The sequence below is a fragment of the Frankia canadensis genome, from assembly GCF_900197875.1.
GTDB lineage: Bacteria > Actinomycetota > Actinomycetes > Frankiales > Frankiaceae > Frankia > Frankia canadensis.
The window spans coordinates 1-21,650 of the sequence record NZ_FZMO01000017.1; the positions used below are offsets into that span (position 1 = coordinate 1).

At 71.9% G+C, this 21,650-nt stretch carries 22 protein-coding genes; 9 read left to right on the forward strand and 13 right to left on the reverse strand.

All coding sequences use genetic code 11. The features are described 5' to 3' along the window. Window positions 1–107 precede the first annotated feature (107 nt). The 5 genes from hutI to hutH are packed head-to-tail and all read right to left on the reverse strand — an operon-like array spanning window position 108 to window position 7,085. Window positions 108–1,310, reverse strand: a complete 1,203-nt coding sequence (gene hutI, locus C1A33_RS02645) for an imidazolonepropionase (protein ID WP_101829936.1) — start codon at window positions 1,308–1,310, stop codon at window positions 108–110. Next, on the reverse strand, window positions 1,307–2,626 hold the full coding sequence (locus C1A33_RS02650) for a formimidoylglutamate deiminase (RefSeq protein ID WP_101829937.1): 1,320 nt from the start codon (window positions 2,624–2,626) through the stop codon (window positions 1,307–1,309). Before C1A33_RS02650 ends, hutI begins: the two co-directional genes overlap by 4 nt. After that, window positions 2,623–3,825 carry an allantoate amidohydrolase gene (locus C1A33_RS02655; RefSeq protein ID WP_101829938.1) on the reverse strand — a complete coding sequence of 401 codons (1,203 nt, stop codon included), beginning with the start codon at window positions 3,823–3,825 and terminating at the stop codon, window positions 2,623–2,625. Before C1A33_RS02655 ends, C1A33_RS02650 begins: the two co-directional genes overlap by 4 nt. Window positions 3,826–3,828: 3 nt before the next feature. Further along, on the reverse strand, window positions 3,829–5,493 hold the full coding sequence (gene hutU / locus C1A33_RS02660) for a urocanate hydratase (RefSeq protein ID WP_101829939.1): 1,665 nt from the start codon (window positions 5,491–5,493) through the stop codon (window positions 3,829–3,831). A 56-nt stretch (window positions 5,494–5,549) separates the two neighbouring features. Next, window positions 5,550–7,085, reverse strand: a complete 1,536-nt coding sequence (gene hutH, locus C1A33_RS02665; protein WP_101829940.1) for a histidine ammonia-lyase — start codon at window positions 7,083–7,085, stop codon at window positions 5,550–5,552. A gap of 310 nt (window positions 7,086–7,395) precedes the next feature. Between hutH and C1A33_RS02670 the strand changes: the two genes are divergently transcribed. From C1A33_RS02670 to C1A33_RS02695, 6 genes are all read left to right on the forward strand, one after another. Next, window positions 7,396–8,343: an ABC transporter substrate-binding protein gene (locus C1A33_RS02670; RefSeq protein WP_207770121.1), complete on the forward strand. Its 948-nt coding sequence runs from the start codon at window positions 7,396–7,398 to the stop codon at window positions 8,341–8,343. A gap of 19 nt (window positions 8,344–8,362) precedes the next feature. Next, the gene (locus tag C1A33_RS02675) at window positions 8,363–9,316 is read left to right on the forward strand and encodes an amino acid ABC transporter permease (RefSeq protein WP_207770122.1); all 954 of its coding nucleotides are present in this window, start codon (window positions 8,363–8,365) and stop codon (window positions 9,314–9,316) included. 86 nt (window positions 9,317–9,402) lie between these two features. Beyond that, window positions 9,403–10,155 (forward strand): amino acid ABC transporter ATP-binding protein, encoded by a 753-nt coding sequence (locus tag C1A33_RS02680; protein WP_101829942.1) that lies wholly within the window; start codon window positions 9,403–9,405, stop codon window positions 10,153–10,155. Between the two features lie 44 nt (window positions 10,156–10,199). Continuing rightward, window positions 10,200–10,688 carry a cucumopine synthase-related protein gene (locus C1A33_RS02685; protein WP_207770123.1) on the forward strand — a complete coding sequence of 163 codons (489 nt, stop codon included), beginning with the start codon at window positions 10,200–10,202 and terminating at the stop codon, window positions 10,686–10,688. A gap of 34 nt (window positions 10,689–10,722) precedes the next feature. Next, entirely contained in the window at window positions 10,723–11,145 is a 423-nt protein-coding gene (locus C1A33_RS02690; RefSeq protein ID WP_101829943.1) for a DUF3830 family protein, read from the forward strand. Then, entirely contained in the window at window positions 11,138–12,079 is a 942-nt protein-coding gene (locus tag C1A33_RS02695; protein ID WP_165818199.1) for a MurR/RpiR family transcriptional regulator, read from the forward strand. Before C1A33_RS02690 ends, C1A33_RS02695 begins: the two co-directional genes overlap by 8 nt. 4 nt (window positions 12,080–12,083) lie before the next feature. Here C1A33_RS02695 and C1A33_RS02700 read toward each other — a convergent pair whose 3' ends face one another. The 3 genes from C1A33_RS02700 to C1A33_RS38285 all read right to left on the reverse strand — a co-directional run bounded on the left by C1A33_RS02700 (window position 12,084) and on the right by C1A33_RS38285 (window position 13,854). Further along, window positions 12,084–12,842: an IclR family transcriptional regulator gene (locus tag C1A33_RS02700; RefSeq protein WP_101829945.1), complete on the reverse strand. Its 759-nt coding sequence runs from the start codon at window positions 12,840–12,842 to the stop codon at window positions 12,084–12,086. 142 nt (window positions 12,843–12,984) lie between these two features. Beyond that, window positions 12,985–13,113, reverse strand: coding sequence for a hypothetical protein (locus C1A33_RS37305; RefSeq protein ID WP_279354582.1), 129 nt, complete (start codon window positions 13,111–13,113; stop codon window positions 12,985–12,987). A gap of 513 nt (window positions 13,114–13,626) precedes the next feature. Then, on the reverse strand, window positions 13,627–13,854 hold the full coding sequence (locus tag C1A33_RS38285; RefSeq protein WP_341477173.1) for a response regulator transcription factor: 228 nt from the start codon (window positions 13,852–13,854) through the stop codon (window positions 13,627–13,629). A 488-nt stretch (window positions 13,855–14,342) separates the two neighbouring features. Between C1A33_RS38285 and C1A33_RS02715 the strand changes: the two genes are divergently transcribed. Beyond that, window positions 14,343–15,041 (forward strand): LLM class flavin-dependent oxidoreductase, encoded by a 699-nt coding sequence (locus C1A33_RS02715; RefSeq protein WP_243407100.1) that lies wholly within the window; start codon window positions 14,343–14,345, stop codon window positions 15,039–15,041. 142 nt (window positions 15,042–15,183) lie between these two features. Here C1A33_RS02715 and C1A33_RS02720 read toward each other — a convergent pair whose 3' ends face one another. Both C1A33_RS02720 and C1A33_RS02725 read right to left on the reverse strand, forming a co-directional pair. Then, complete coding sequence (locus C1A33_RS02720) at window positions 15,184–16,074, reverse strand: fumarylacetoacetate hydrolase family protein (RefSeq protein WP_101829947.1); 891 nt, start codon at window positions 16,072–16,074, stop codon at window positions 15,184–15,186. Further along, window positions 16,071–17,777 (reverse strand): FAD-dependent monooxygenase, encoded by a 1,707-nt coding sequence (locus tag C1A33_RS02725; RefSeq protein ID WP_207770124.1) that lies wholly within the window; start codon window positions 17,775–17,777, stop codon window positions 16,071–16,073. The genes C1A33_RS02720 and C1A33_RS02725 overlap by 4 nt, the downstream gene beginning before the upstream one ends. 95 nt (window positions 17,778–17,872) lie before the next feature. Between C1A33_RS02725 and C1A33_RS02730 the strand changes: the two genes are divergently transcribed. Both C1A33_RS02730 and C1A33_RS02735 read left to right on the forward strand, forming a co-directional pair. After that, the gene (locus tag C1A33_RS02730; RefSeq protein WP_101829948.1) at window positions 17,873–18,835 is read left to right on the forward strand and encodes a cupin domain-containing protein; all 963 of its coding nucleotides are present in this window, start codon (window positions 17,873–17,875) and stop codon (window positions 18,833–18,835) included. A 29-nt stretch (window positions 18,836–18,864) separates the two neighbouring features. Continuing rightward, complete coding sequence (locus tag C1A33_RS02735) at window positions 18,865–19,647, forward strand: FadR/GntR family transcriptional regulator (RefSeq protein WP_165818200.1); 783 nt, start codon at window positions 18,865–18,867, stop codon at window positions 19,645–19,647. On the opposite strand, the gene C1A33_RS02740 is transcribed toward C1A33_RS02735, so the two are convergent. From C1A33_RS02740 to C1A33_RS34525, 3 genes are all read right to left on the reverse strand, one after another. Continuing rightward, on the reverse strand, window positions 19,602–20,366 hold the full coding sequence (locus C1A33_RS02740) for a FadR/GntR family transcriptional regulator (RefSeq protein WP_133150549.1): 765 nt from the start codon (window positions 20,364–20,366) through the stop codon (window positions 19,602–19,604). The genes C1A33_RS02735 and C1A33_RS02740 overlap by 46 nt on opposite strands. Window positions 20,367–20,400: 34 nt before the next feature. After that, window positions 20,401–21,390 (reverse strand): PaaI family thioesterase, encoded by a 990-nt coding sequence (locus tag C1A33_RS02745; protein WP_115537913.1) that lies wholly within the window; start codon window positions 21,388–21,390, stop codon window positions 20,401–20,403. Further along, window positions 21,387–21,650: hypothetical protein (locus C1A33_RS34525; RefSeq protein WP_207770125.1), on the reverse strand; the 264-nt coding region annotated here is incomplete at its 5' end. The genes C1A33_RS34525 and C1A33_RS02745, both read right to left, overlap by 4 nt.

Here is a 21,650-nt window from a genome sequence, read left to right on the forward strand (position 1 = left end):
CAGCGGGACCAGCGGTGCGCCCGGCCCGGTGCTGGCCGTCAAGATCGCCGAGGTGAGTCGCCGGGGTCGTCGCGCGGCGCAGGACGAGATGGCCTCGACGAGCGGGATCAGATGGGTGACGTCCTGCCGGCTTCCGCGGGTCGGGCTGGCCAACCCAGGTCCAGGCACCGCGCGATCGGGACGCCGGCGCGGTAGGCAAGGTGCTGGTAGGTCGGGGCGTCCAGCACCGTGAGATGTCCCGCGGCCCCGACGGTGAGCCGCCCGACATCGTCACGGCGCAGCGCCGCGGCTCCACCCGCCGTTGCCGCCCACAGCGCCTCGGCCGGCGTCAGGCCCATCTCGCGCACGGCCAGGGCGAGGACGAATGGCATCGAGCTCGTGTAGCAGGTGCCGGGGTTGCAGTCCGTCGCCAACGCAAGGCGTACTCCGGCGTCGAGCAGGGCCCGCCCGTCCGGGTAGGGCGACCGGGTGGCGAACTCGACGCCGGGCAGCAGCGTCGCGACGGTGGCGCTCCCGGCGAGGGCGTTGACGTCAGCGCGGGACAGGTAGGTGCAGTGGTCGACGCTCGCCGCCGCGAATTCGACCGCGAGCCGCACCCCGGGCCCGGTCGCGAGCTGGTTGCCGTGGACACGGAGGCCGAGTCCCGCGGCCACGCCGGCTTCGAGTACCTCCCGGGCCTGGTCTCCGTCGAAGGCGTGTGAGCTGGCCGGCTCGCAGAAGACGTCGATCCACCTTGCGTGTGGGGCGCAGGCGGCGAGCATCGGCCCGGTGACCAGTGCGACGTAGGCGTCGACGTCCACGCCCGGAGGCACGATGTGCGCCCCGAGGAAGGTTGTCTCGTCGGTCACCTCCCCGGCCAGGCGCAGCAGCCGAGCCTCATCCTCGACGGTCAGTCCGTAACCGCTCTTGATCTCGACCGTCCCCGTGCCCTGAGCGTGCATCTCGTCGACCCGGGTAGCGAGCAGCGCACGCAGTTCTTTGTCTGTTGCGACGCGGGTGGCCTGGACCGTCCGCTGGATGCCGCCACCGTCGTAGGGCGTGCCTGCCATTCGCGCTGTGAATTCGTCAGCGCGGTCGCCGGCGAACACGAGATGGGAGTGCGAGTCGACGAACGACGGGATGACAGCCCGGCCCCGGACGTCCATTCGGCGGTCGGCGGCCGGAGCCGAGGCGGACGGTCCCACCCACGCTATGCGATCATCGTCGATGACGACAGCGGCGTCGGTCAGCACTCCGAGCGCGGTCTCGTCGCCGCGGGACGGGTCGTTGGTGACGAGCTCCGCGATGCCGTCGACCTGCACGCTTGTCACAGATCCTCCCACAACGAACCGATGGCGGTGGTGAGCGACGCCCCGACGTCGCCCAGCCGGTGCCGTCCGCCGGTCACCAGGGGCGACCCGTCGGCGTAGACAGTGTCGATGTCGGCCGCGGTGGCGACCAACAGGATCTCGTCGGGTGCGGCGCCGGCGGTGCGGACGGTGTCGGAACGTACACAGACGAGGTCGGCGCGCAGGCCCGGCGCGATCGCCCCCGCGTCGGGCCAGCCGAGCGAGGCGTGCGCGGTGGCGGCGGCGAGCAGCTCGCGCGGGTGGAAGCGTCCGCGCCGTCGGGACGCCAGCCGCTCGCCGGATTCGAGTGCGCGCGCCTCGGCGATGAGGTCGACGACCACGTTCTGGTCGCTGCCGAGTGAGAGCACGGCTCCAGCGTCGGCGAGGGCGCGGGCCGGCCCGATGCCGTCAGCGAGGTCCTGCTCGGTGGTGGGGCACAGGCAGGCGGTGACCCGCGCGGCGCCCAGGGTCGCGACGTCGGCGGGGTCGAGATGCGTGGCGTGGACGACGGTGGTGCGCGGGGTGAGCGCGCCGGCGCCGTCGAGCAGCGCGGTGGGCGTGCGCCCGTAGTAGGAGAGGGCCGCCTCGTTCTCGGCGGGTTGCTCGGACAGGTGCACGTGCAGCGGACGCTCCCCGGCGGCCGCGACGACCAGTGGTAGATCGTCCCGCGGGACGGCGCGCACGGAGTGCACGGCGGCGCCCACGATGAACCCGGGCGAGTTCGCCATGTCCTCGACGCGCGCAGCCCACGCGTCGACGCTGGAGTCGGCGAAGCGTCGCTGGACGCCGTCGAGCGGCTGGTGACCGCGGCCGTGGAGCCCGCCAGCGAGGTAGCAGGTGTCGAGCAGGGTCAGGCGGATGCCGGTATCCGCCGCCGCCCGCTGGAGTGCGCGCCCCATCGCGTTCGGGTCGGCGTACCGCCGGCCCCCCGCCGCGTGGTGCAGGTAGTGGAACTCGCCGACCGTGGTGATCCCCGCGAGCGCCATCTCGGCGTAGACCGCGCGGGCGAGCGCGAGGTAGGTGTCCGGGTCGAGGCGCGACGCGAGTGCGTACATCGCCCGCCGCCACGTCCAGAACGTGCCGCCGCCGGCGTGGGTGCGTCCCCGCAGCGCGCGATGAAACGCGTGGCTGTGCGCGTTCGCGAACCCGGGCAGCACGACGCCCGGCAGGATCTCCGCGCCCGCGGGTAGGTCACTGTCCGGGGTTACGGCGGTGAAGCGGCCGTCGGCCATCTCGATCACCACGTCGCGCGCGGTGCCGCCGGGTAGCAGGGCGTGCCGCGCGAACAGAACGGTCATGCCGCCAGGCCCGAGACGGCGGTCAGGTCCGAGACGACGGCGGTGAGCGCGTCGACACCGGCCAGGCAGTCGTCGTGCTCGGCGAACTCGGCAGGGGAGTGCGAGACGCCGGTGGGGTTACGGACGAACAGCATCGCCGTCGGTACGCCCGCCTCGGCGAGGATCCCAGCGTCGTGGCCGGCGCCGCTGGCGAGGCGGGGCGCGTCGTCCAGCACCGCCGCGAGTCGGTCACCGAGTGCGGTGTCGAACGCTGTCGCCGCCGTCCAGGACTCCGCGCGCACGGCGACACCGTCGGACAGCTCGGCCACCAGCGCGTGGACGGCGTCGGCGTCCGCACCACGGGCGTCCAACCAGCCGAGAACGCGCGACGCGATCGCGTTCACGCCGTTCGGCTCGACGACGACTTTGCCGCAGGTGGCGACGACGCCGTGCCGCTCGGCGAGGGCGCGGGCGCGCAGCACCGCGCGGGCGTAGTCGAGCATCGGGTCGCGCCGGTCGGCGAGGCGCGTGGTTCCGGCGTGGTTGGCCTGCCCGGCGAACTCCATCCGCCAGCGGCCGTGCGGCCAGATCCCGGTGCCCACCGCGACGGGGCGGCCGTCCTCGACCAGCCGGCGGCCCTGCTCGACGTGTAGTTCGACGAAGCAGCCGACGCGGCCCAGCGTCTCCTGGTCGCGGCCGACGTGCGCGGTGTCCTGGCCGGCACGCGCCATCGCCTCGGCCATGCTCGTCCCGTCACCGTCGCGCAGCAGCAGTGCGCGCGCCGCGGGCAGCGCGCCGGTGAGCATTCGTGACCCGGCGCATGCCACGCCGAACCGGGTGCCCTCCTCGTCGCCGAAGTTCACGACGCCGATCGGCACGGATGGAGTGACGCCCTTCGCCCGCAGCGCGTCGACGGCGAGCAGCGCGCTCACCACCCCGAGCGGGCCGTCGAACGCGCCGCCGTCGGGCACCGAGTCCAGATGCGAGCCGATCGCGACGCCCGGCCGGCCGGCGGCGATGGCGGCGTCGGGGTCGCCCCACCACGCCCACTGGTTGCCCGCGCGGTCGACGGTGAGGTCCAGGCCGCGCGCCGCGGCCTCGCCGGCGAACCACTCGCGCAGCGTGAAGTCCGTCGCGGTCCACGCGTAGCGGCGGTAGCCGCCTGTTTCGGGGGCGCGGCCCACCTGTTCGAGGTCGCCCCACAGCCGGTCGAAAGTCATCGGTCAGGCCTGCGCCATCGGGATACCGACGCCGGCCTCGGGGTAGGCGCGCAGCGGTGCGTCATCGAGCGCGTCACCGGAGTCGATGTGGCGGATGACGCCCATCCCAGGGTCGTTCGTCAACACCCGCTCGATCTTGCGGGCGGCGAGGTCGGTGCCGTCGGCGACGGTTACCTGGCCCGCGTGGAGCGAACGGCCGATGCCCACACCCCCGCCGTGGTGCAGCGACACCCACGTGGCGCCCGACGCGGTGTTGACGAGCGCGTTGAGCAGCGGCCAGTCAGCGATCGCGTCCGATCCGTCGGCCATGCCCTCGGTCTCGCGGTACGGCGACGCGACCGAGCCGCAGTCGAGGTGGTCCCGGCCGATGACCACCGGGGCGCGCAGCTCGCCGGAGGCAACCATCTCGTTGAACCGCAGACCGGCCTGGTCGCGCTCGCCGTAGCCGAGCCAGCAGATGCGCGCGGGCAGTCCCTGGAACGCCACCCTGGCCCGGGCCGCGTCGATCCACGTGTGCAGCCGCTCGTTGTCCGGGAAGAGTTCGAGGACCGCACGGTCGGTGGCGTGGATGTCCTGCGGATCACCGGACAGCGCCGCCCACCGGAACGGTCCTCTGCCTGCGGCGAACAGCGGCCGGAGGTAGGCCCGGACGAACCCTGGGAACGCGAAGGCTCGCTCGAAGCCGCCGCGCCGCGCCTCGTCGCGGATCGAGTTGCCGTAGTCGAACACCTCGGCGCCCCCGTCGAGGAAGCCGACCATCGCCTCCACATGCCTGGCCATCGACGCGCGCGCCCGGTCGGTGAACTCGTCGGGCTTCCTGCTCGCGTAGTCGTTCCAGTCGTCGAGGTCGACTCCCTCGGGCAGGTAGGAGAGAGGGTCGTGAGCGGACGTCTGGTCGGTGACGACATCGACCTCGACACCCCGTCGCAGGAGTTCCGGCAGCACGGTCGCGCAGTTGCCGACGAGGCCGACGGACAGCGCGACCCGGTCGGCTCTGGCCCGCTCGCAGCGCCTGATCGCGTCATCGAGATCCCGCGCGATCTCGTCCAGGTAGCGGTGCTCGGCGCGCCGCTGGAGCCGGGTCGGGTCGACGTCCACGACGAGGCAGGTACCGTCGTTGAGGGTGACGGCCAGCGGCTGAGCGCCTCCCATGCCGCCGCAGCCGCCCGTGACGGTGAGGGTGCCGGCGAGCGAGCCGCCGAACCGCTTCGCCGCGACCGCCGCGAAGGTCTCGTACGTGCCCTGCAGAATGCCCTGCGTCCCGATGTAGATCCACGAGCCGGCGGTCATCTGGCCATACATCATCAGCCCGAGCCGCTCGAGTCGGCGGAACTCCGGCCAGGTGGCCCAGTCGCCGACGAGGTTGGAGTTGGCGATCAGCACCCGCGGCGCCCACTCGTGCGTCCGCATGACGCCGACGGGCTTGCCCGACTGCACCAGCAGCGTCTCGTCGGCTCGCAGGTCGGTGAGGGTGCGCACGATCGCGTCGAAGCTCGCCCAGTTGCGGGCGGCGCGGCCGGTGCCGCCGTAGACGACGAGGTCGTCTGGGCTTTCGGCCACCTCGGGGTCGAGGTTGTTCATGAGCATCCGCATCGGGGCCTCTGTCTGCCACGAACGGGCGGTGAGCGTGGTGCCGCGGGGTGCGCGCACGGGGCGGGCACCTTCCATGTCGTCCTCCTCGGGCCAAGGCCGGTGCCGCCGGCTGAGACGGCGGGAGCAGTGGGTCAGTGCAGCGGGCCGCCGGCGGCCTCGGCGGCCGCGACGAAGCGGCCGGACCGGACGAGATCGACCGTCGCGGCGATGTCTGGTGCGAGGAAACGGTCGGGCCCGGGCCCGGGGACGGCCTCGCGGAGGACGGCGCGCACGGCGGCGGTGGCGGGCGCGGGCTCGAGCGGGGCGCGCAGGTCCAACGCGCGGGTCGCGACGAGGATCTCGACGGCGAGCACCTGGGCCAGCCCGTCGACCGCCCGGCGCAGCTTGCGGGCTGCGGACCAGCCCATCGACACGTGGTCCTCCTGCATCGCGCTGGAGGGGATGGAGTCGACCGACGCCGGCACCGCCAGCCGCTTGAGATCCGAGACGATCGCCGCCTGCGCGTACTGGGCGATCATGTAGCCGGAGTCGACGCCGGGGTCGTCGGCCAGGAAGCTCGGCAGACCATGGTTCCGCGCCGGGTCGAGGGACCGGTCGGTACGCCGCTCGGCGATCGATGCCACGTCGGCCACGGCGATGGCGAGGAAGTCGAGCACGTAGGCGACCGGCGCGCCGTGGAAGTTGCCGTTGCTCTCGACCCGGCCGTCCACGGTGACGACCGGGTTGTCGATGGCGCTCGCGAGCTCACGATCACGGACGGTCCGGGCGTGGGTGAGGGTGTCCCGCGCGGCACCATGCACCTGGGGTGAGCAGCGCAGCGAGTACGCGTCCTGCACCCGCGTGCACTCGGGACCGCGGTGGCTGGCCATGATCGCGGAGTCGGCGAGCAATGCTCGCAGATTCGCCGCGCTGTCGGCCTGCCCCGGGTGCGGGCGCAACGCCTGCAGGTCCGCCGCGAAGACGGCGTCGGTGGCGAGCTGTGCCTCCACGCTCAGGGCGGCGCTGATGTCCGCGGTGCGCAGAAGCAGGGCGAGGTCGTACGTCTCAAGCGTCAGCATGCCAAGCATGCCGTCGGTGCCGTTGGTGAGTGCGAGGCCCTCCTTCTCCCGGAGTTCCACCGGCGTGATGCCCGCAGCGGCCAGGGCTTGGGCGGCGGGCAGGACATCGTCGCCGACGCGGACGGTGCCCTCGCCCATGACCGTGAGCGCGCAGTGGGCGAGCGGCGCGAGGTCACCCGAGCAGCCGAGCGAACCGTAGTCGTGGACGACGGGCGTGACGCCCGCGTTGAGCATCGCCGCATAGGCCGCGGCCGTCTCCAGGCGCACTCCGGTTCGCCCGGTGGCCAGGGTGGACAGGCGCAGCAGCATCAGCGCCCGGACCACCTCGCGCTCGACTTCGGGGCCGCAGCCCGCAGCGTGCGAGCGGATGAGGCTGCGCTGCAGCTTCGCCCGGTCGGCCGGCGCGATCTGCCGCGTGGCCAGTGCCCCGAACCCGGTGGAGATGCCGTAGTGCGGCCGCGGGTCGTCCGCGAGCGCCTCGATGACCTCCCGGCTGTCGGTGATGGCCTTACAGGCCCCGGCCGACAGGCGCACGCGGGCGTCGTGCCGCGCGACGGCGACGACCTGCTCCTCGGTCAGCGCCTCGACGCCGACGGCGATTTCGTCCATGGCCCCATGATTCTGGGTACTACGGCCGCTGCGGTAGTCGCGACACTCGCAGAACTGTCTGGGATACGAGATGTTTGGCCGTCCCGGATGGACGCCCAGACCAGCATCTGTCTGAGATCTCAGACATTCCGTTTGGTGACGCGGACGACCCGTCCCCGCAACGTGAATGAAAAATTTCTGTGTGAGTGTCTGTTGCATTCAGAGATTCAAGATCTATGAATTGATGGATTCATGCAGCGGAAGCGCCGCGGCCCGGATCGGACCCCGCCGGTCCCGGCCGTCGCCCGCTCCCACGACCGACGGAGATCAGATGATCCGACCCACTGTCAAGGCGGCGGTCGCCACCGTCGCCGCGGTGGCCGCCATGGCGCTGGCCACCTCCGCGTGTTCGAGCTCGGGCGGCGGCACGCCGTCAGCCGGCGGCACGCCGGCCTCGACGGGCGCGAGCAGCGCGTCGAGTGCGCTACACGACATGCTTCCGGAGAACATCAAGAAGTCCGGCGTCGTGCACCTCGCCACGGACGCGGAGTATCCGCCGTGCGAGACGCTCGAGAACGGGAAGATGGTCGGCTACGAGCCCGACCTCTGGAACGCGATGGCGGCCAAACTCGGCGTCCGCGTCGACGCCACCTCGATCGCGTTCGACAGCCTGATCCCGGGCGTCCAGAGCGGTCGTTACGACATGGCGATGGAGTGCATCTCCGACAACACCGAGCGCGAGAAGCAGGTGACCTTCGTCGACAACGCCTACGCGACCGGCGCGGTCTACACGCTCGCGACGAACACATCGATCACCACCGATCCGCTGACGCTGTGCGGGCTCAAGACCGCGACGCAGCAGGGCCTCGACCTCGCCGAGCAGATCACCTCGACGATCAACCCGCACTGCGCGAGCAGCGGCAAGCCGCCGGTGGAGATCCAGCAGTTCCCGTCGGCGAATGCCGCGCTGCTCGCGCTGTACTCCGGCCGCGTGGACTTCGTGCTCAACGACTACGCCGCCGCCGAAGCGTTGCAGAAGGCCGCGCCGAAGCCGCTGCGCTACGTCACCGACCCATTGCTGCAGAAGTACTACAACGGAATGGTCTTCAACAAGAAGGCCACCGAGCTGCAGCAGGCGTTCCTCGGGGCCCTCAAGACGATCATCGCCGACGGCTCCTACGACAAGATCATGAGCAGGTGGGACCTGCCGGCACTGGAGCTGACGAAACCGGGCATCAACCTGGCCGCCAGTGACCCGATACCCGCGCCGAAGCCCTGACCGGCCGACCACCATGTCCATGAGCCGCGAGCACGAGCGGCCCGGATCCGGGCCCGCGCCGGACACCCGGCATGGGTCCGACCTGGAGGCCGCGAAGATCGCCGCGCTGCCGGTCCGTCACCCCCGGCGCGTCCGGGGGCCGGTCGGCGCCGCGATTGTCCTGCTGGGGGTCGCCGTCGTCGTCGACGTGCTGGTGGAGAACAAGAATGTCGGCTGGGGCGAGATCGGGCACTATCTGTTCGACGGCGCCATCCTCGATGGACTCGTCCTTACGAGCTGGCTGACCGCGGTCGCCATGGCGGTCGGCATCGTGCTGGGCATCGTCCTCGCCCTGATGCGGCTGTCGTCGAACCCGTTCCTCTCGTGGGCGGCCCGCGGCTACATCTGGTTCTTCCGGGGCACACCAGTCCTCGTCCAACTTGTCTTCTGGTACAACCTCGCAGCGCTGTTCCCGAGGCTGTCAGTTGGTGTGCCGTTCGGCGGCCCGGCGTTCGTCTCGGGATCGGCCACCGCCATCATCACGCCGTACGCCGCCGCGCTGCTCGGCCTCGGCCTCAACGAGGCGGCGTACATGGCGGAGATCGTGCGCGGCGGGCTGAAGTCCGTCGATGAGGGTCAGGTCGAGGCGGCGCGCGCGCTCGCCATGACGTTCCCGCAGGTCACCCGCAAGATCGTGCTTCCGCAGGCGATGCGGGTCATCGTGCCGCCGACCGGCAACCAGGTCATCGGCATGCTCAAGCTGACGTCGTTGGTGAGTGTGATCGCGCTGTCCGATCTGCTGTACTCCGCGCAGACGATCTACGGGCACAATTTCGAGACGATCCCGCTGCTCATCGTCGTGAGCATCTGGTATCTCGCGCTCACCACGGTGCTCTCGTTCGGCCAGATGTTCATTGAACGCCGCTTCTCCCGGGGCGCGCCGACCCGGGCGAAGCGCCGCGCGCCGATCCCGGACGAAGCGGTGATCGCGTGAGCGGGAGGAGCGAGCAAACGGAGGCCACCGCCGATGGGGGAGGGCAGGGGCCCCGGGAACGAGGCGGAACACCGGGCAGCCGCCTGATGGTGGACGCCCGTGGTGTGCGGAAGTACTTCGGCTCCCATGAGGTGCTGCGCGGCGTCGACTTCGCGGTCGCCGACGGCGGTGTCGCCTGCCTCATCGGCCCGTCGGGGTCGGGTAAGTCGACGCTGCTGCGCTGCATCAACCATCTCGAGCCGATCGACGCCGGCGCCATCGTCGTCAACGGCGCGCTGATCGGGCATGCGGTGCGGGGCAGCCACATCGTCGAGCTGCCCGAGCGGCAGATCGCCCGCAACCGCATTGGTCTCGGGATGGTGTTCCAGCGATTCAATCTGTTCGCGCACCTGACCGCCGCCGACAACGTGATGTGCGCGCCGATGACGGTGCGCGGGATGTCCCGTGCCGATGCGCGGCGGCAGGCGCTCGAGCTGCTCGACCGGGTCGGGCTGGCCGCACGCGCCGACCACTACCCGGCGCAGCTGTCCGGCGGCCAGCAGCAGCGCGTCGCCATCGCCCGGGCGCTCGCGATGGACCCAAACCTGATCCTTTTCGACGAGCCGACCAGCGCGCTCGACCCCGAGCTCGTCGGGGAGGTGCTCGCCGTCATGCGCGACCTCGCCCGCTCCGGGATGACGATGGTGATCGTCACGCACGAGATCGCGTTTGCCCGCGAGATCGCGACCTCGGTGTCGTTCATGGACGACGGCCTCATCGTCGAGCAGGGCTCGGCCGCCGACGTCCTCGACAACCCGTGCAACCCCCGCACCCGCGCCTTCCTGAAGGCCGTGCTCTGAGCCGAGCGCGGTTCACACGGCCTGGCCACGTGAAAGGAAAACCCGTGTCCAACACAGTCGATGACATGATCGCCGTGCTCGAAGCCGAGCGGGAGGCCATCTGGCTCACCATCCCGGACGAGGTGGCGGCGCTCGGCCGCGGCGAGGTGCCCCGCGGCACCGGCGCGCGCGGCCAGTACCTGTCCACCCTGATGTTCGCCGAGGGCGAGGCGCGTACTCTCTCCGACGAGATGCTCTGGGGCGTCATCCAGGTCTGCGAGATCGAGACATCCGACCTCGCCACACTGCAGTCGATCATCAAGCAGATCATCGGCTACAAGGCCGACTTCTTCGACTTCGTCGGACTCCCGCACGCGGCATCCCTCATCCACGCCTACGTCGCGGCCGCCTGCGCCGCGGAGTCCCTCCAGGACCTGCACCGCCTCACCTCCGCCGCGATCTCCTACGCCAACCGGCTGCACATGACTGTCGACGCCGTCTATCCGTGGGCGCTCGGAAACGCCTTCCCCCGCAAGGACCGCGCGGTCGTCTGAGCCGTTCACCGCGAATCCGAAAGGTCGTCACCGCATGGAACTGAGGTTCACCGTCAACGGAGTGGACGCCTGCCGCATCGAGGTCTGGGAGGACAAGGTCCCGAATCTCGCTGCCACGCTGCGTGAGAAGCTACCGATGAAGAGCACCCTGCAGCACGGTAAGTTGATCGGCGACATGGTCTTCTTCACGCTCCCGGTTGTCGCTGCCTGGGAAAACATGTACCGCACCGAGGAGGTGGGGCGGATGCGCCGCGAGGAGACGGGCGAGGCCACCGGGGCCGTCTGCTTCTACAGCCCGCGCCAGCAGTTCTGCATCGTCTACGGCGACGACACCGCCGACGAGCCGCTGCGGATCTCCTACATAGGTGAGGTCGTCAAGGGGAGTCTCGAGATGCGCCTCGTGGGCCTGGAGACATGGCTCCGGCAGGGCGCGATCGTCGAGCTGGCCGTTGCCTAGGTCGGCATCGCCCGACGGAGCCGCGCGGGCGGCGAAGGGCCGGGATACGACCCGGCCCTTCGCCGCACCGGTGCCGCGGGCCGGCGGCACCGTCGACGACCTGTTCGTCGAGGGCATCAGGTCGGGCGTGCTCACGCCCGCCCAGCGGCGCATCGCCCGCTACATCAGCGACCACGGTTCCGAGGTGGCGTTCCTGTCCAGCGTCGAACTCGCCGCGCGCGTCGGCGTGAGCCAGCCGTCGGTCACCCGGTTCGCCACAGCCGTCGGATACTCCGGCTACGCGGCGATGATCGAGGCGATCCGCGAGGTGGTGCTCGCCCCACGTCCCCGGGCGGCCGACAAGGGCAAGGACCTGAACCGCATGCAGGTCGCCGTCGAGCACAGCATCGAAAGCCTGACGTTCCTGCGCGACCAGCTCGTCGACCTGTCCGTCCTGCACCAGGCGGCGGCCGCACTCGCCGCGTCCCGGCCGATGCCGGTGTGCGGGTTTCGCGGGTCGGTGCCGATCGCCTCCTGGTTCTCCTTCTTCGCCTCGAAGATCCACCCGTCTGTCATGGCGTTGTGGGGCAGCGACAGCCATCTGGTCGAAAAGATCGCGCAGGCACGGTTGGCCGGCGGGACGGCGATGCTCGCCATCGTCATGCCGCGTTACCCGGCGCAGGCGCTGCTGGCGGTGCGGGCCGCGAAGAAGGAGGGGCTGATGGTCGTGCTGCTCGTCGACTCGGCGCTGAGCCCGCTCGCACCCTACGGCGACATCGTCCTTCCCGCCCCGGTCAACCCGGACTTCGTCTTCGACTCGCAGGTCGCACCGTTGCAGATGGCCGCCGCGCTGCTCGAACTGATCGCTGACCACGACAGGGAGGGGACCCAGATGCGCCTCGACCGCCTCGAGGAGCTGGCCGCCGAGTACGAGTTCTTCCTCCCCCCGGAGTAGGCCCTCAGGCGCCGCCCAGCCGCCGGCTCAGCTCCGCGGTCGTGCGGGCCACCTGTTCGGCAAGCCGGGCCCGGCCGCGGTCGTCGATCTCCTCGCTCGGGAACGTCAGGGCCACCGCCGCGACAGGGTGACCGGTGCGGTCACACGCGGCCGTCGCCACCGACGCGAACTCCGTCGTCACCTCGCCGTCCTCCAGGGCGTAGCCGCGCTGGCGGGTGATGACGAGTAGCTGGCGTAGCGCCGAGAGCGACCGCGGGCCGAGCTCGTTGCGCAGGACGAACGCCGACGCGTTCGGGTACAGCGCGCGGACCTGCGCGTTCGGTAGGCGCGCCAGAATCGCCCGGCCACTCGCGGTGATGTGCGCGGGCAGCCGGACACCGACGTCGGTGATCAGCGGTGGGCGGCCGGCCGCTCGCTCCTCGATGACGTACACGACGTCGCTACCATGCATGATCGCCAGATGCGCGTTCTGGCCGGTGCGGTCGACGAGCGCGGCGAGAGGTGCGCGGGCTACTCGCTGCAACGACGCCTGCCGGCTGTACCCCGACGCCAGCTCGTACACCGCCACTCCGAGCGCGTACCGCCGCTCCTCCGGCACGTGGACCACAAAGCCGGCGCGCATCAGCGTGTCGAGCAGATGGTACGTGGTTGAGCGCGGCAGCCGCAGGTCACGGCTGATCGCGGCGGCCGGCATCGGGCTGGCCTGGCCGCCGAGGTAACGGAGGACGGATAGGGCTTGCTCGGCGGCCGGGACGACACCCACGTGCCCACTCTACGGCTGGCTCCCCCGGACACTGGATGGCCAAGAAACACCAGATCACCACGACTGATGACTTCCACAGCGTCAGGCCCCTTGCGGTTGACCGTTCCTGTTCACGCCTGGGAATTGCACTCAGGAGCGTGTCTTACGTGGGGTGGGGGAGTTTCTTCCAGCAGGTCATCGCGGCGGCGAGGCTGAGGAATCCGAGGAAGTCACGGCCGTTGTGTTCGTAACGGATGGTCAGCCGGCGATGGTCGTTGAGCCACGGTGACATGGGGACGCACCTCGGGCAGGTCGAACACCTGCCGGCGTTCCACCCTGGCCACCGGCCGGCCCACCAGCGACGCCCCGCATCCCTCACACGGCCCCGGCGACCCTCGCCGTCGTCGCCGTCTCGGGACCCGGCCGTCGTGGTCGACGACGCCATGGCCCGGACGCAACAAGGATTCGGCGCACTCCGACCACGACCGGCAGCAGCGGAGCCACCAGCGGCAAGAGGAGACGGCCGTACGACGACCCGAGCCGGGCGCGCGATGATGCGCGGGAAGGCCAACCACCCTTCCCCCCTTTGGCCCTGCCTGCTGTCCGATGACCGGCGGATGGGGACCGCGGAGGGTGGCTGGCGTTCCGGTGCGGTCACGTGCATCGTCCGCATTCACGTGGTGCAGCCTCCAGGCTAACGCGGTGACGTCTGCGACGCTCCACATTCACCCACTGCGCCAGGAGGTCAACAGCGCACGGAACGTAGAGCTTCATGGCATCCCGGGTGCCAGATCGACGTGGTAGATCACAACCGCGGCCACGACGCCCGGGTCAGGCCGGTCTGGTACGCGAGGACGACGAGTTGAGCGCGGTCACGGGCGCCGAGTTTGGTCATGGCGTGGTTGACGTGGGTCTTGACGGTGAGTGGGCTGAGCGTCAGCTGATCGGCGATCTCCATGTTGGACATGCCGTCGGCGACGACGGTGGTCACCTCGCGTTCCCGGTCGGTGAGAGTGGTGGGCGGCGACGACACCGGGACCGGCTGGCTGTCCTACAGCATGAGGAATCTGGCGATGAGTCTGCGGGTGGCCGAAGGCGACAGCAGCGCATCGCCGCGGGCGACCGTGCGGATCGCGTCGATCGGAGCGTCCGGGCGCGCGCCCTTGCCCAGGAAGCCACTGGCCCCTGACCGCAACGCCTCGAAGATGTACTCGTCGACCTCAGTTCCCGGGCGATCCGCAACCGTTCCTCCGCTACGCGGCGGTTCGCCTCATTCTCCCTGGCCTGATCGGCACGTCTGGCTCGCTCCTCGGCCTCGACGACGTAGGCATGGTGGCTGCGCGTGGCGGTGCTGGTGCTCACCGCCAGGGTGGCATAGGACCCGGGCGCCACCGCACGCGTGCATCACGGGCCGCACGACGACATCGACATCCCTTGCCCCGGCCGGGGTCCGTGATCTGGCGGGATCCGCTGGTCAGGGTTGTGCCATCCCCGCCCGAGCGGGGCTCGGGAAGGAGTTCGGTGAGCAATGACCGCCGGTTCGATGACGACTACATCGCGGCGCCGTTGACGTATGCGGCGGCGATCGCGGCGCGGACGTCGCGGGTGCGGATCGGGACCGCGATCGTGATCGCGCCGTTGCATCATCCGGCGGAGATCGCCGAGCAGGCGGCGATGGTCGACCTCGTCTCGAACGGGCGGCTCGACCTCGGGATCGGCGCGGGCTACCGGGTGCCGGAGTACGAGCTGTTCGGCGCCTCGCTGCAGCGTCGCTACGCACAGACCGACGAGCGGGCTCGGGAGATCCGCCGTTTGTGGGCGCCGGGCGGTGTCACGCCGCGGCCGGTGCAGGATCCGCCGCCGATCTGGATGGGCTATCAGGGCCCGCAGGGCGCGCGCCGCGCCGGGCTTCTCGGCGAGTCGCTGCTCAGCGCGGACGCGGCGTTGTGGGAGCCCTACCGGGCCGGGCTGGCCGAGGCGGGCCACGACGTGGCGGCCGCGCGGATGGCCGGGGGGATCCAGGCGTGGGTCAGTGAGGACCCCGAGGCTGTCGCCGCGCGGATCTTCGACTTTGTCGGGGACGCCCCCGTGGAAACGGTGTTCCTGTGGGCCTCGGTCGGTGGCCAGCCGGAAGAGACCGTCGCCCGCCACATCCAGACCGTGTGCACCCGACTCGCCCCGATCCTCGCCGCGGGCCGCCCGGCGAAGGAAGGGCGGTAAGGAAGGGCGGTGACGATGCTCCTGGAGGTTCCCACCCTGCGGCAGGCCGCCGACATCGTCGCGATCCAGCAGCGCTCGGCAGGCCGACGCACTCGATGCTGATGGGTTGGACGGGGGCGGATGTGCGGTGGTCCCGGGTCGCTCAGCGACCGCCGCCCGCGGCGGTCCGGGCGGCGTACTCGAAGGCGATGTTGCTGCCGCCGCGGCCCTGGACCACTGCCACCGTCATCTCGCCGACGCCCGCGACGTGGATGCGCACCTCGTCGCCCGGGCGGATCGGACCGACGCCCGACGGGGTGCCGGTGGCGATGACGTCCCCCGGCTCCAGGGTCGTCACCGAGGTGGCGAGCTCGATCATGCCGCGGACGTCGACGAGCAGGTCGCGGGTGTTGGCCCGCTGGCGGACCTCGCCGTTGACGAGGAGCCACAGATCGAGGTCGTCGGGGTCGGGGATCTCGTCGCGGGTGACGATCCACGGGCCCAGCGGGGTGAACGTGTCGTAGGACTTGCGCATCACCCGCTCCTCGGTGCCGCGCACGGTGACGTCGATGAGGCAGCTGTAGCCGAGGATGTGGTCGAGGGCGTCCTCGCGGGACACGTGCCGGCCGCGCCGGCCGATGACGATCGCCAGCTCGCACTCGTGGTGTACCTCGCGGTCGGCGAGCTCGGGCAGCACGATCGGGTCGCGCGGGCCGGACAGCGAGGAGGTCGCCTTGAGGAAGAAGCCGTTCTTGTCCGCGCGGTTCGGCGAGTTCATCTCCTCGCGGTGGGCCTGGTAGTTCGCCGGGTAGGCGAGCAGCTGGTGTGGCCAGCCGACCGGCGACTCCAGCCGCACCGACGCGAGCGCCACCCGCGCGCCGGTGGCCAGCCGCCGCTCCAGCTCGGGCCGCAGCTGGTCGAACCGCGCGTACAGCGCGATCTCGGTGACGGGCGGCCAGCTACCGAGCGGGACCGGCGAGAGGTCGGTGACCTCGACGATCTCCTCGCCGTCGACCAGGCCGATCCGGCCGCCGTCGTACCGTGCGATCCTCACGCTCCCACTCCTTCCGTCGCCGCTGCCGTCGCCGACGCTGCTGCCGTCGCCGACGCGGGCGACGCGAGCGGCCGCGGCGCCGCGCCGCGCACGATGTCGATGATCCGGGCCGCCTCGGCCGGGTCCGGCGCGCTCGCCGACCGGTAGGCGGTGTGGCCGTCCGGGCGGACCAGGGTCAGCCCGCTGCCGTAGGCCGCGACGACGGCCGGCTCGTCGATCGCGGTGACGGTCACCGGCACGCCGAGGGTCTGCGCCGCGTTCGCGAGCGTGTCGGCGCTGGGGGCGTCCGCGCCGACGCGCAGCAGCGCGAGACCGCGGCCGAACAGGTCGAGGGTGGAGCTGCCGTCCGCGCGCCACACGTGCGGCGCGCGGGCGCCGGGGCGGTTGATCGGGGTGTAGGTCATCCGCTCGTCCGGCGGCGTGGGGGTGCCGTCGGATACGACAACGGCGGAGTCGTCGTACCAGTAGCCCAGGTGCATGCCCATCGTGTGCCACTCGTGTTTCATGATCTCACTGAACGTCGCGCCCAGCGTGGTGCGGGCCGCCGCGCCGGCGGGCGTGTCGTCGAGGAACTCGGGCGGCGGGCGCAGCGTGGTACGGGTGGACAGCATCCGGCCGAGGTTCGTGCTCGCCTCGCTGGCGTTGCGCTGGGCGACCGGGCGCCGCTCGGGCCCGTACGCGTCGAGCAGCCCCGGGCCGCCCCAGCCGCGCAGGTTCGCCTCCAGCGTCCAGGACAGCCCCACCGCGTCGCCGATGCCGGTGTTCATGCCGAACCCGCCGGTCGGCGACATCACGTGCGCGGCGTCGCCGGCGAGGAACACCCGGCCGCGGCCGTAGGAGGCGGCGACGAGCTCGCCGCGCGTCCACGGCACGACGCTCTCGATCTCGAAGTCGAAGTCGACGCCGACCGCGCGGCGGATCGCCTCGTCGATCTCCTCGGGGGAGAACAGTCGCGGGTTGGTGTCCCCGATGATGGACATCCGCCAGCGGTCGTTGCCGTTGATGGCGACGATCGTGGCCCAGGTGCCCTCCTGGCCGATGATGATGTACCGGTACAGCCGGCCCTTGTCGTGCAGCGACACGAAGTCCGGGCAGCGAAAGATGATGTTCGTGGTGTAGGTGAGGGAGCGCTCGCCCTCCATGGGGATGCCCACGAACTCGCGCACGGCACTCGTCGCCCCGTCGGCGCCGACAAGGTAGCGCGCCCGCACCGTCTCGGTCTGCCCGGACTCGATGTCGCGCAGCGTGACCTCGACGCGATCGACGTCCTCGGTGACCGCGACGAACTCCGTCCGGTAGCGCACGGTGGCCTCGTCACGGGTGGCGACGAAGCGCTGCAGGATCGGGTCGAACATGTCCTGCGGGCAGCGCTCCCGCTTCTGCGGGCTCTGCGGCGGCGGGGACGACGTCCCCATCGCCGCGACCCTCTCCCGGCCCAGCTCGTAGCCGGTGACGGCGGTGACGTAGACGTTGTCCTGCGGGTAGTCGCGCGGGTAGGGGCTCTGCTCGACCCGCTCGACGATGCCCCAGCGCCGGCAGAACTCCATCGTGCGCACGCCGACGAGGTCCATCTTCGGCTGGTGAATGGTGCCGTCGCCGCGGTCGACGAGCAGGCTTGTCACCCCCCGCCAGCCCAGGTCCCCGGCGAGGGCCAGGCCGACCGGACCGGCCCCGATGATCACGACGTCACAGGCGGGTTGCACGGATCTCCCCCCATTGTCAGAATGGTTCAACCATACTGACACGGTTGGTCCGCGGAGAGCCAGATCCGCGGGGATCCAGGTCGGAGGGCAGACCGATGACGACGCACGCGCCAGCCGGCTACTTCGAGGCGCTCGGCACGCGGAGCTTCGGTCCGGGCTGGGCCAAGCCCACCCCGTCGCTGTACCCCGAACCCAGGCGTGACTTCGTGCCCGCCCAGTGGCGCTTCCGCGAGGCCCGGGCCTTCCTGCACGACGCCGGTGGGTTCGTCTCGGTGGAGTTCGCCGAGCGCCGCAACCTCATCTGCGTCAACCCGCACGAAGGCAACGACTACGCCTCCACCACGAACCTGGTGGCCGCGTTCCAGATGGTGCTGCCGCACGAGTCGCCGCGCGCGCACCGCCACACGCCGAACGCGCTGCGCGTCGCTCTCGAGGTGCCCGAGGGCACCTACACGGTCGTCGACGGGGTCCGCGTCGACATGGAGGCCGGCGACGTCCTGCTGACCCCGAACTGGATGTGGCACGGGCACGGTAACGACAGCGAGGCCGAGGCCTACTGGATCGACATCCTCGACGTGCCGCTCGTGCAGCACCTCGGCCCGATGTTCTTCGAGACGCACCCGGACCTCGTGCAGCGCGTCGACGGCGCCGAGCCGGACTCGCCGATGCGGCTGCGCACGGCGCGCCTGGCGGCGCGGGCGCGCGAGGGCGGGGGGCGTCTCACCGCGCTGCCGCACGGCGGGGCGCTGCGCTCGATCGGGCTGGAGGTACTGACCCTGCCGGCGGGCAGCCGGACCGAACCGCTGCGCACGACCGCGAACAACCTGTACGTCACCCTGGGCGGGCAGGCCCGGATCGCGGCCGGGCAGGTGAGCGAGACCACCCGCGAGTACGACTACGCCTGCGAGTACGACTACGCCTGCGAGTACGGCGACGTCGTCGCGCTGCCGGGCTGGTGGGAGCACACCATTGCCGCGGAGACGGACGTGACGGTGCTGCGCGCCACCGACGCCCCCCTGCTCGACCGGCTCGGGCTGCTGCGCACCGCCGGCGGGTAACCTGATCCCACCAGTCCCCGGGAGTGCGCGTGGTGTCCCCTGCCGCCGGCAAGCCGGCGATCGCCTTCGCCCCGGCGCGGGCGACCCGGTCGTTCGACGAGGTCGTCGGCCAGATCCGGGGCAAGATCCTGGGCGGCGAGCTGCGCCCGGGTGACCGGCTGCCCGCCGAGCGGGCGATGGCCGAGCAGTTCGGCGTCAGCCGGAACATGGTCCGCGAGGCGCTGCGGATGCTGGAGATCACCGGCATGATCGAGCTGCGCCGCGGCCAGCTCGGCGGCGCGTTCGTCTCGGTCGGCCGCTCCGAGCCCGTCACCCGCAGCCTCACCGACATGATCAGCATAGGCGGGTTCACCCTCGCCGACCTCACCGAAGCGCGGGTCTGGCTGAGCAGCACCGTCGTGCGGGTCGCCGCCGAGCGCGCCGGCCCGGACGACCTCGACGGCCTGCGCGCCAACGTCCGTGAGGCGGGGCAGCGGGCCGCCGCCTGCGACTGGGCGGCGGTGGCCAGGATCAACATCGAGTTCCACAACGTCCTGGCTCAGGCCACGGGGAACAAGGTTCTGGAGATGCTGCAGCGTTCCCTGATGGCGGTCATGGCCGACGTGTCGACCGTCGCCGGGCCCATCCGCAGCGACATGACGATCACCTCGCGCGAGCGGTTCCTCGCGCTGTTCACCGCCGGGCGCATCGACGACGCGGTGGCGGAGATGGAGGCGAACCTGCGCCGGGTGCACGCCTACTTCCTCGCCCACAGCGCCGGCACCCGCTACGCCCCCGCGCCCCCCGCCGCGCCCTCGTCGGGCACGACGTAGGTGTAGCCCTCGGCGATGTGCTCGCCCATCGCGAGGTAGGCGCCGGGCCCGTCACCGGCGCGGATGCGGTCGAGCACCCGCTCGTGCGCGGCGATGCCGGCCAGCCGGTTCTCCATCGTGTACTTGGACGGCAGGTTGTGCGCCCAGTCCTCCTCCTGCCCCGACCACAGCAGCTCCAGCGTGCCGACGAGGGCCTGCAGGGTCCGGTTCCCGCAGCGTTCGGCGAGCGTCTCGTGGAAGCGGCGGTTGAGCGCGATGGCGGTGTGCTCGTCCGCGGTGGCGGCGCGGGTCTGCTCGATCAGCTCGGTGAGCTCGCCCACCGTCGCCTCGTCGGACTGCTCGGCGCACAGCTGCGCGCAGACCGGTTCGATCGCCCGCAGCGCCCCGGCGAGGTCCGTGAGGTCCACCTGCTGGCTGCGCAGCACCATGCCGAGCCGGGAGGCGGCCCCGGACAGGCTCGGCGCGTGCACGACGGACCCGCCGGTGTTGCCGCGCAGCACCGTGACGAGCCCCTCGGACTCGAGGATGCGCAGCGCCTCCCGGGTGGCCGGCAGCCCGACGCCGAACCGCCGGCGCAGGTGCTCCAGGGTCGGCAGGGCGCTGCCGTCGGGCAGCTCCCCGCGCACGATCGAGTGCCGCAGGTGGTTCGCGACGAGCTCGGCGTTCGAGCGGTGCCGGATCAGCGGCGCCCGCGCATCGGTGGTGACGTCGCCCTCCACGTCCCGTTCTCCCACTGTCCGTCGCGTCGACCGGTCATCGCCGGCGCAGCCGCACTGTATAGGACGCGATCGCGCACGCGGCGTCGCCGTCGCCGGCCACCGTGACCGCCACGATGGCCCGCCCGCCGCCGCGCTCGACGATCCTCGAGGTCACGCCCACCGCGCCCCGCAGCCGCACCGGCGCCAGGTAGTCGAGGGTGACCGAGAGCACCCGCGAACCGGCGAGGTCCGGCGCCGGCCGCCCGCGCAGCCACTCCAGCCCGATGTCGGTGTACACCGCGACGGCGCCGCCGTGCATGAACCCGTAGGAGTTGCCGACGTCGCCGTGCGCCGGCACGCGCAGCCGGACCACGTCCGCGTCGGCGTGCTCCAGCGTCGTGGCGTCGCCCAGCAGGTCCTCGACCGCCGGCGTGTGCCCCGTCGGCACCCGGGACGGGGCGTCGACGCGCCCGCCGGCCTGGCGCGGGTCGAGCACGAGGATCCGCGCGGACAGATGCCCCGCCACCGTTCCCGCCTGGGCGTCCCCACCGTCTCCCGGGCCCGCGCTACCCGCCTCGGCGCCACCCGCGCCGCCGGAGACAGGGGGCGCGCCGTTCGCGCCGGTGCGCTCCGCGCCGTTCCCGTCCGCAGTGGCGTCCGGCAGGGATGCGACGACGCCGACGGTGAGCGCGCGAGGGCCGTGCGCCACCGAGGCGTGCGCGGTGGCGCGCAGCCGCGGTCCGGCCTCGCCGAGCGGGTCGAGGCGCAGCGACTCGGTCATGACCCGGTACCCGCCGGCGCGGTCGAGCAGGGCCGCGGCGCCGGCGGCGACGTCGGCGACGATCACCTGGGGTGCGGGTAGCCCACGCTCGGACAGGCCGGCAAGCCACGGTGAGGGCCGCAGCAGGAAGGTGGCCACCGGCGCGCCGGTCGACGGGTCGGGGCCCGCCGACGGCTCGGGATTGGCGTCCACCAGGGTGGTGAAGGGGATCGGGGTACCACTCAGCCCGATCCGGGGTGCGAACGTCCCCGCGCGCACGCTCATCGCGCGACCCCCCCGGTGGCGGACTCGCGGGCCGGGCTGTCCGCCCCGGCCGCCGTGCCCTGATCGGCCGTCGCGGCCTGATCGCCCGCCGTGGCGGTGGCGTCCGCCGTGGCGGCGCGCAGCGCCTCGGCGCGTTCGACGATCGCGCCCGAGCGCCACAGCTCCGCCGCGCGCGCGTCGGTGATCCCCCACTCGGCGAGGACGGCGCCGGTGTGGTCGCCGGCCCGCGCCGGCGGGCGGGTGGGCGGAGGGACGTCGAC